Origin of the sequence: Bradyrhizobium sp. BR 10261, assembly GCF_019455395.1 — a bacterium.
GTDB lineage: Bacteria > Pseudomonadota > Alphaproteobacteria > Rhizobiales > Xanthobacteraceae > Bradyrhizobium > Bradyrhizobium manausense.
On record NZ_JACOFQ010000024.1, the window covers coordinates 120,923 to 129,289 of the forward strand.

10 protein-coding genes are annotated in these 8,367 nt (G+C 65.6%); 1 reads left to right on the forward strand and 9 read right to left on the reverse strand.

Going from position 1 to position 8,367, the window contains the following annotated elements; all coding sequences use genetic code 11:
- Positions 1-222 precede the first annotated feature (222 nt).
- Genes HYH07_RS25905 through phnG form a run of 9 tightly spaced genes read right to left on the reverse strand, consistent with a single transcriptional unit; the run spans position 223 to position 7,201 of the window.
- Positions 223-834 carry a pyridoxamine 5'-phosphate oxidase family protein gene (locus tag HYH07_RS25905; RefSeq protein WP_220005153.1) on the reverse strand — a complete coding sequence of 204 codons (612 nt, stop codon included), beginning with the start codon at positions 832-834 and terminating at the stop codon, positions 223-225.
- Positions 835-857: 23 nt separating this feature from the next.
- On the reverse strand, positions 858-1,454 hold the full coding sequence (phnN, locus tag HYH07_RS25910) for a phosphonate metabolism protein/1,5-bisphosphokinase (PRPP-forming) PhnN (RefSeq protein WP_220005154.1): 597 nt from the start codon (positions 1,452-1,454) through the stop codon (positions 858-860).
- Positions 1,451-2,608 carry an alpha-D-ribose 1-methylphosphonate 5-triphosphate diphosphatase gene (locus HYH07_RS25915; RefSeq protein WP_220005155.1) on the reverse strand — a complete coding sequence of 386 codons (1,158 nt, stop codon included), beginning with the start codon at positions 2,606-2,608 and terminating at the stop codon, positions 1,451-1,453. The genes phnN and HYH07_RS25915 overlap by 4 nt, the downstream gene beginning before the upstream one ends.
- Before the next feature lie 5 nt (positions 2,609-2,613).
- Complete coding sequence (gene phnL, locus HYH07_RS25920; protein WP_220005156.1) at positions 2,614-3,312, reverse strand: phosphonate C-P lyase system protein PhnL; 699 nt, start codon at positions 3,310-3,312, stop codon at positions 2,614-2,616.
- A gap of 8 nt (positions 3,313-3,320) precedes the next feature.
- Positions 3,321-4,118: a phosphonate C-P lyase system protein PhnK gene (gene phnK, locus HYH07_RS25925; RefSeq protein WP_220005157.1), complete on the reverse strand. Its 798-nt coding sequence runs from the start codon at positions 4,116-4,118 to the stop codon at positions 3,321-3,323.
- Positions 4,111-5,007 carry an alpha-D-ribose 1-methylphosphonate 5-phosphate C-P-lyase PhnJ gene (locus HYH07_RS25930; protein WP_220005158.1) on the reverse strand — a complete coding sequence of 299 codons (897 nt, stop codon included), beginning with the start codon at positions 5,005-5,007 and terminating at the stop codon, positions 4,111-4,113. Before HYH07_RS25930 ends, phnK begins: the two co-directional genes overlap by 8 nt.
- On the reverse strand, positions 5,004-6,119 hold the full coding sequence (locus HYH07_RS25935) for a carbon-phosphorus lyase complex subunit PhnI (RefSeq protein WP_220005159.1): 1,116 nt from the start codon (positions 6,117-6,119) through the stop codon (positions 5,004-5,006). The genes HYH07_RS25930 and HYH07_RS25935 overlap by 4 nt, the downstream gene beginning before the upstream one ends.
- A gap of 4 nt (positions 6,120-6,123) precedes the next feature.
- Positions 6,124-6,732: a phosphonate C-P lyase system protein PhnH gene (gene phnH, locus HYH07_RS25940; protein ID WP_220005160.1), complete on the reverse strand. Its 609-nt coding sequence runs from the start codon at positions 6,730-6,732 to the stop codon at positions 6,124-6,126.
- 4 nt (positions 6,733-6,736) lie between these two features.
- The gene (phnG, locus tag HYH07_RS25945) at positions 6,737-7,201 is read right to left on the reverse strand and encodes a phosphonate C-P lyase system protein PhnG (RefSeq protein ID WP_220005161.1); all 465 of its coding nucleotides are present in this window, start codon (positions 7,199-7,201) and stop codon (positions 6,737-6,739) included.
- Positions 7,202-7,320: 119 nt separating this feature from the next.
- On the opposite strand from phnG, the gene phnF reads away from it, so the two are divergent.
- The gene (gene phnF, locus HYH07_RS25950) at positions 7,321-8,049 is read left to right on the forward strand and encodes a phosphonate metabolism transcriptional regulator PhnF (protein WP_220005162.1); all 729 of its coding nucleotides are present in this window, start codon (positions 7,321-7,323) and stop codon (positions 8,047-8,049) included.
- Positions 8,050-8,367 lie beyond the last annotated feature (318 nt).

The window sequence follows — 8,367 nt, forward strand, 5'->3', positions numbered from 1 at the left end:
CAATGCAGTTTCGATGTTTCGAATATCGAGGGATTGACCCGATCGGTCAATGAAATGGCTATCCATATTTGCCGCGGTCGCGTGCGCGCGCTTCTCTGCGCGCAAGCCGCCGCAGCCGAAATCATCTCGCGATGATGTCCACACGCACGGGGGGCCATAGCGTGGTACCGTTGCCCGCCATCGTGGTCGCCGCCGAAGTCTCGCAGAATTCGTGGAAAGAGCTCACCACATCGTCGCGGCGGCGCGCTCCGGCCAGAGGCGGTCGTACTCCGCGCCGCCGACCTTGTTCTGGCTCATCTCGGCCAGAATTTGGCCGGGCGTCGGCAAAGTCTTGGGATCGACGCGCTTGTCGGGATTCCAGAGGTCGGCGCGGACGATAGCGCGGGCGCATTGGAAATAGATCTCGTCCACATGCATCACCATGACGCTGCGCGGCGCCTTGCCTTCGACCTTGAAGGACGCCAGCAGCTCCGGATCAACGGAGAGATGCGCGCGGCCGTTGGCACGGACCGCGTTGCCGGAGCCGGGGATCAGGAACATCAGCGACACGCGGGGGTCGCGCACGATGTTGCGCAAGGAATCGATACGATTGTTGCCGCGGCGATCCGGCAGCATCAGCGTCTTGGGATCATGGATGCGGACGAAGCCGGGAAGATCGCCGCGCGGCGAGCAGTCGATGCCTTCGGGGCCGATGGTGGCGAGCGCCGCGAACGGCGCCTGCTCGATAAAGATGCGGTAGAGCGGGGTGACATGATCGGCGACTTTCACGGTCGAGGCATCGTTGGTGGCGCCGTAGACGGCCTCTAACTGCTCGATCGTCTTGATCACCGTCATCCCACTTTCTCCCGTCCTGCCCGCTATTCGCGCCAGCCTTCATTCCTGATCACGCGCACGAGCTGGCGGCTGTGATCATCGGCATTGCCGGCGTTGACGATGGTAACATCGGCCTGCGCCGCCGTGTCATCGACGTTGCGCGCGAGCCGGCCGGCGATGTTGCCGTCGCTGTTTCGCGCCCGCGCGGCGAGCCGCCGCGCCAGCAGGTCCGGCGGCGCCGTGATCGCGACCACGGTGACATTGGCATAGGCCTGGCGCAAGGCTGATATCACGGTGCGCGAGACATTGACGACGACAGCGCGCCCGGCGCGGATGTCGTCGTTGATCTCCAGCGGCAGCGCATAGGAATGCCCGTGCGCGTCCCAATGCACGGCGAAATCGCCGTGCTCGCGCGCGCGGCCGAATTGGTCCGGGCTCATTGCGATATTGTCCTCGTCGGCCGAGGCGGCACGCGTCACGACACGCCGCGGGAAGACGATATCGTGATCGTCGGCGCAGGCCGCCTGCGCCAGACGCAACAGCGTATCCTTGCCGGCGCCGCTCGGCCCGACCACGAGCACGAGGCGGCCGGGGCCGATCGCCCCCGCCTTGCCCTGCGCCATGGCCGTGGTCTCGCTCATGCGACGCGGCCCCCTTCGCGCCAGACGCTGCGCACCACGGGAACGCTGCCGGCGACGTGGACGCGGATCAGATCGGCGCGCTTGCCGATTGCGATCTCGCCGCGGTCGGTGAGGCCGACCGCATCGGCCGGCGCCTTGGTCACGGTGCGCACCGCCGCCGGCAGGCTGATCGACGGCGCATGCTCGGGCAATTGCAGCGCGCCCATCAGGAGGCTCGACGGGATGTAGTCGGACGACAGGATATCGAGCAGGCCTTCGCGGGCAAGATCGACCGCGGCGATGTTGCCGGAATGCGAGCCGCCGCGCACCACGTTGGGCGCGCCCATCAGGATGTCGATGCCGGCCTGGTGCAGGCCGCGCGCGGCCTCGAGCGTGGTCGGGAATTCCGCCACCGCGACACCGTCGCGCACGGCATCCGCGACATTCTCCTCGGTGGTGTCGTCATGGCTCGCCAATGGAATTTTGTACTGATGCGCCAGCGCCACGATCTCGCGCATATTGGCAAGGGCGTATTTCTTCTGATAGTCGAAGCGCCTTGCGAACAGCTGATCAAGCTCGGCGTCGGTCATGCCGCCGCCCTTGCCGCGATAATAGTCGCGCAGCTTGACCTCGTCGCGGAACTGGCGCTGGCCGGGAGTATGGTCCATCAGCGACATCAGCTTGACGTCCGGTCGATCGATCAGCTCCTTGGCTTCCTCGACGACGCTTGGCATCGGAATCTCGCAGCGCAGATGCAGGAAGTGGTCGGCGCGCAGCAGGTTCGAGTCGCGCGCGGTCGTAATGGCCGCAGCGAGCACGCCGGCGCGGCCATCGACCTCCTCGGCGCCGTCCTCGCGCCAGACCCGGAGCGAGTCGAACACGGTGGTGATGCCTGAGGTCGCAAGCTGGCCGTCATAGGAGATCACGGCCGCGACCGGATTCCAGAATACCTTTGGGCGCGGCACGTAATGCGCTTCGAGATGGTCGGTGTGCAGCTCGATCAGGCCGGGCATGATCAGATCGCCGCCGGCATCCTCCGCACCCGCGGGCGCCCTGCCATCGCCGATCTCGGCGATGCGCCCGTCAGCAAGAGCAAGCCAGCCCCGTTCGATCACCCGGTCCGCCAGCACGAGCCTGGCGTTGGCAATCACTGTGTCCTTCGGCTTCATTTCCATGTCCTTCAGGCCGCGGCGGCAAAGCTGGTGACGTCGACGATGCGGTCGGCAATCAAATGCCGGATTTCGTCGTCATGGACAATGGCGACCATGGCAACGCCCTGGCGCTTCTTCTCGGCCACCAGCGCGACCACCACGGTGCGGTTGGCAGCGTCGAGCGAAGCGGTCGGCTCGTCCAGCAGCAGGATCGGCAGGTCGGAGATGAAGCCGCGCGCGATGTTGACGCGCTGCTGCTCGCCGCCGGAGAAGGTCGCGGGCGGCAGCCGCCAGAGCCTTTCAGGAATGTTGAGGCGATGCAGCAGCGCGCCGGCGCGCGCTTGCGCATCGGTTCGGCTCATCCCACCGGCGATCAGCGGCTCGGCGACGACGTCGATGGTCGCAACCCGTGGCACCGCCCGCAGGAATTGGCTGACATAGCCGATGGTGGCGCGACGGACGTTGAGCACTTGCCGTGGCTCGGCGGTGGCGAGATCAATCACCTCGCCGCGATGGCGGATGCCGATGCGACCGGAATCGCAGCGGTAATTGCCGAAGATCATCTTCAGGATCGAGGATTTGCCGGCGCCTGACGGCCCGGACAGCACGACACACTCGCCCGGCTGGACCTGAAAGGTCACGCCGCGCACGACAGGCAGCTCGATGCCGCCTTGCAGGTGCATGGTAAAGGTCTTGCCGGCGTCGGCGATGTCGATCATGGCGGTCATTGCAGAGCTCATGGCGGCAGAATCGAGGAGACGAGGAGCTGGGTATAGGGCTCACGCGGATCGTCGAGCACCTGGTCGGTGAGACCTGTCTCGATGACGCGGCCGCCCTTCATCACCATCACGCGATGCGAGAGGAGACGCGCCACCGCGAGATCATGGGTGACGATGACGACGGCGAGATGCAGCTCGGCGACGAGATTGCGCAGCAGATCAAGCAGGCGGGCCTGCACCGAAACATCGAGACCGCCGGTCGGCTCGTCCATGAACACCAGCCGCGGCCCGGTGACGAGGTTGCGCGCGATCTGGAGGCGTTGCCGCATACCGCCGGAATAGGTGCGCGGCGCATCGTCGATACGCGCGACGTCGATCTCGACACGGGCGAGCCAGTCGGAGGCCGACTCGCGAATGCGGCCGTAGTGATTCCAGCCCACGGCCATCAATCGCTCGCCGACATTGGCGCCGGCCGAGACCGCCATGCGCAGCCCCTGCGCGGGGTCCTGATGCACAAAGCCCCAATCGGTGCGGAACAAGAGCCGACGCTCGGCCTCGCCGAGCGAGGCGAGATCGCGGGTGACGCCGTCGCGCATCCGATAGAATACCTGCCCGTCGCTCGCGGCGAGCTGGCCCGACAGCATTTGCAGCAATGTCGATTTGCCGGAGCCGGATTCGCCGACGATCGCCAGCACCTCGCCCGGATAGAGCGCGAATGACACGTCCCGGCAGGCGGCGATGCGGCCGTAGGACTTGCTGAGGGAGTTTGCGATCAGCAATGGCTGATCGGTTTCCTGAACATCCTGATCAGCCATTGGATGCCTCCGGCGTCTTGTCCTTGTAGGGCGCAGCCCTCAGGGCACCGTGATGGCCGGCGGCCTGACGGCCCTCGCAATAGTCCGTGTCGGAGCAGACGAACATGCGGCTGCCCTTGTCGTCAGTGACAATCTCGTCGAGATAAGAGTCTTCGGCGCCGCACAGCGCGCAGGGCGCGTTGAAACGATACGGCTCGAACGGGTGATCCTCGAAATCGAGCGACACCACCTGCGTGTAAGGCGGGATCGCGTAGATGCGCTTCTCACGGCCGGCGCCGAACAATTGCAAGGCCGGGCAATTGTCCATCTTGGGATTGTCGAATTTCGGTGTCGGCGACGGGTCCATCACGTAGCGCGCATTGACCTTGACCGGATAGGCGTAGGCAGTCGCGATGTGGCCGAAGCGGGCGATGTCCTCATAAAGCTTCACATGCATCAGGCCATATTCGGCGAGCGCATGCATGCGCCGCGTCTCGGTCTCGCGCGGCTCCAGGAAGCGTAGCGGCTCCGGGATCGGCACCTGATAGACCAGCACCTGCTTTTCGTGCAGCGCGGTCTCCGGGATGCGGTGACGGGTCTGGATCACGGTCGCCTCGTCGGTCGACGTCGTGGTGGCGACGCCCGCGGTCTTGGCGAAGAATTTGCGGATCGAGATCGCGTTGGTGGTGTCGTCCGAGCCCTGGTCGATCACCTTCAGCACGTCCCTAGGTCCCAGGATCGCTGCGGTCACCTGCACGCCGCCGGTGCCCCAGCCATAGGGCATCGGCATCTCGCGGCTGGCGAACGGCACCTGATAACCCGGGATCGCGATCGCCTTCAGGATGGCGCGGCGGATCATCCGCTTGGTCTGCTCGTCCAGATAGGCGAAGTTGTAGGCGGGCGCGTTCATTCCGCGGCCTCCTTCATGGCATCGGGCGTATTGGCTTCGGCGGAAGCTTCGGCAAATTCCTTGCGCAGCTTGCGCAACAGGCCAAGCTCGGACTGGAAGTCGACGTAATGCGGCAGCTTCAGATGCTCGACGAATCCGGTCGCCTGGACGTTGTCCGAATGCGACAACACGAATTCTTCATCTTGCGCCGGGGCGAGGGCCTCTTCTCCGAGCTCGCGGGCACGCAGCGCCCGATCGACCAGCGCCATCGACATCGTCTTGCGCTCGCTCTGGCCGAAGGCGAGGCCATAGCCGCGGGTGAAGCACGGCGCTTCCGTTGCCGAGCCCTTGAACTGGTTGACCATCTGGCACTCGGTCAGCTCGATCGAACCAAGCGGCACGGCGAAGCCGACATCTTCGGCTGTGAATTCGACCTCTACCTCGCCGAAGCGGATCTCGCCGGCAAAGGGATGGTTGCGGCCGTAACCGCGTTGGGTGGAGTAGCCCATCGCCAGCAAGAAGCCTTCGTCGCCGCGCGCGAGATTTTGCAGGCGCAAATCGCGGTCAGCCGGAAAGTTCAGCGGCTCCCGCGTGAGATCGCCGACGCCGGCGCCGTCTTCAGCCTGTGGGGAGGATTCGATCAGCCCGTCGCGGCCGAGGATGTCGGTCACGCGCGGCGTCGGCGCCGTTGAGGCTTCGGCCACGGCCGGCGCTTCCGGCACAAAACCCTGGGCGAGCGAGGGATCGAGCAGGCGATGCGTGTAGTCGAAGGTCGGCCCGAGGATCTGGCCGCCCGGAATGTCCTTGAACGTCGACGACACCCGCCGCTGCACCCGCATCGCGCCGGTGTCGACCGGCTCGCTGGCGCCGAAGCGCGGCAGGGTGGCGCGGAAGGCACGAACCAGGAAGATCGCCTCGATCAGATCGCCGCGCGCCTGCTTGATGGCGAGAGCCGCGAGCTCGCGGTCATAGAGCGAGCCCTCGCTCATGACGCGATCGACGGCGAGTCCTAGCTGCTCGGAGATCTGGTCGAGCGAGATTTCGGCAACGCTTTGGTCGCCGCGCCTGGCATTGGCGAGCAGACGATGGGCGTTCTCGATGGCGCGTTCGCCGCCTTTGACTGCGACATACATGCCTCTAGCCTCCCTTGCTCACGAGGCGCGTGGTGCGCGGGATCGCGACCACGGCATCATCGGCGACCAGCACCACGTCGATGCCGCGCGGAAACAGCGTTTCGTTGAAGCGCAGCTGCTCGAACAGGTCGAAGGGCTTGAACGACGCCTCAAGCGTCGCCACGCCGTCGATCCCGGGCCCGCGGAGCTCGAAACTCGGGCCAGAGTCCAGGCTCCCGACCTGAATGATGACCGTTGTCGAACGGTCAGGGTATTCGTTGGTGCCGAGCGCGAAGCGCTGCAGAGCAGGCAGCAACACCCCGTCGCTGATCAGCGCGAAGGCCGCGATGGAAGAGTCCTGCACCACCGGCGCACCAGTGTGAAACTTGAGCCACTTCAGGACCTCGGTGCTCTCGGCCATCCGCGCATCGAGCCAGAGCGGCGTGTCGTGATCGAACAGCGTCAGCGCGATCGCGGCGGTGCCGCGCACCATCGTATCAGGCGTTCCCGCCATCGGCACGATGCGCTGGACCGTGCCGGGCCGTGCCATCGCGTCCATGACCGAGCGAAAGGTCGATTGCGCCGACAACACCTTGTCGGCGAATCCCTGCGGCAGTTCCGCAATCGTTGTCATGGCCTCACCCTTCACCGCGCACCATGGTGTAGAAATCAACCTTGGTCGCAGCCGTCTCTTCGGCCTGCTGCTTGCGTCTGACCATAAGCTGCTCACGCAACGGCGCGATTACGTCGCGCTCGACGGCAGCGCCGAAATCGCGCGACTGCACCAGCGCGTCGCACAGCGCGATCAACCGTGCCTTTTCGCCGTCGCGCCCGAGCGTGTAGCCGAAGCCGACCTCCCCGCTGGCAAGCCGCACCGCAGCGCGGGACACGGTCGCCTCACCGAGATTGAACGGCGCGCCATCGCCGCCGACCCGGCCGCGCAGCATCACCAGACCGTTCTCCGGTTCGCGCAGATCCTGGTGGCCGGGCAAAGCAATCGTGCAGAGGCGAGCGGCGATCTCGCCCGCCTCCGCGTGCGCCAGCACGGCCATGGCGGCCTTGCGCTGGGCTTGCTGGGTATTGTGCTGGGTCACCGAATCCACCGGCCTTCCACAAAAACTTGCCGAATTGAAGTTGTCTATGATAGTAGACAACTTCATACGGAAACGCCATGACTGTTTCGTGACAAGCGCGTGATTTTAGGGCTAGGCTGATCGCCGACATGAGCATGCAGGACACCGCTTCCTCAGGCGTCGCGCTGTGGCGCCTCGTTGCCGACGGCATCGAGCGCGGCATCGCCGATGGCCGTTTTGCCGCCGGCGACAAATTGCCGGGCGAGATGGAGATCGCCGAAACCTATCGCGTCAACCGCCACACCGTGCGGCGCGCGCTCGCAGCCCTTGCCGAACGCGGCATCGTGCGCGCCGAGCGTGGCAGCGGAACCTATGTCGAGGCGCAGAGGCTCGCTTATCCCTTGCGCTCGCGCACGCGCTTCTCGGAGATCGTCGGCGCCGAAGGCCGCGAGCCGCATGGCCGGCTGATCGAGGCGTCAGAGGATGCCGCAACGCGCGAGCTTGCACGGGAACTGGGCGTGAAATCAGGCGCGCCGCTGGTGCGGATCGAGGCGATCCGCCTCGCCGACCGCACGCCGATCTGCGTTTCCACCACCTGGTTGTCGGCCGAGCGATTTCCGGGCGCCGGCGCGGTGTTCTCAGCCACGCGCTCGATGACGAAGATGCTCGAGCATTACGGGATCCGCGACTACCGCCGCGGCGCCACCAGGATCACCGCCGGCATCGTCGACGCGACCGATGCCGCGCGGCTCGATCTGCCGCTGGGACGGCCGATCCTGGTGGTCGACGCGACGGACCTCGATCTCGAGGGCAAGCCGCTGGTGACGAAGCATTCGCGCTTTGCGGCGGAACGGGTGGAGTTTTTGGTGGAGCCGTAGGGGCGCTCGCTCTCTCCAGGAAAACGGAGCTGTAGGGTGGGTTAGCCTTGCGGCTGCGCGAAGCGCAGTCGGAAGGCGTAACCCACCTTTTCTGTCTCCGCGTTGATGGACAGTGGTGGGTTACGCCTACGGCTAACCCACCCTACGGCACCGGTGCTTACGCCGCGCGAACTGCGCTTCGCGCAGTCGCGGGGCTAACCCACCCTTCTGTAACGGGCTTTCAAAGGTCAATCCCTTTTTGCGTGGTACCGTTCGCCGGGGTCTTGCTTCTGTACGGGGTCGGCGCAAGGCCGCCACCTGATGGGGTCTGAAGAGGAT

Coding starts and splice junctions, on each gene's coding strand:
- HYH07_RS25905 (WP_220005153.1), bottom strand. CDS start 834: ATGACGGTGATCAAGACGATCGAGCAGTTAGAGGCCGTCTACGGCGCC.
- phnN (WP_220005154.1), bottom strand. CDS start 1,454: ATGAGCGAGACCACGGCCATGGCGCAGGGCAAGGCGGGGGCGATCGGC.
- HYH07_RS25915 (WP_220005155.1), bottom strand. CDS start 2,608: ATGGAAATGAAGCCGAAGGACACAGTGATTGCCAACGCCAGGCTCGTG.
- phnL (WP_220005156.1), bottom strand. CDS start 3,312: ATGACCGCCATGATCGACATCGCCGACGCCGGCAAGACCTTTACCATG.
- phnK (WP_220005157.1), bottom strand. CDS start 4,118: ATGGCTGATCAGGATGTTCAGGAAACCGATCAGCCATTGCTGATCGCA.
- HYH07_RS25930 (WP_220005158.1), bottom strand. CDS start 5,007: ATGAACGCGCCCGCCTACAACTTCGCCTATCTGGACGAGCAGACCAAG.
- HYH07_RS25935 (WP_220005159.1), bottom strand. CDS start 6,119: ATGTATGTCGCAGTCAAAGGCGGCGAACGCGCCATCGAGAACGCCCAT.
- phnH (WP_220005160.1), bottom strand. CDS start 6,732: ATGACAACGATTGCGGAACTGCCGCAGGGATTCGCCGACAAGGTGTTG.
- phnF (WP_220005162.1), top strand. CDS start 7,321: ATGAGCATGCAGGACACCGCTTCCTCAGGCGTCGCGCTGTGGCGCCTC.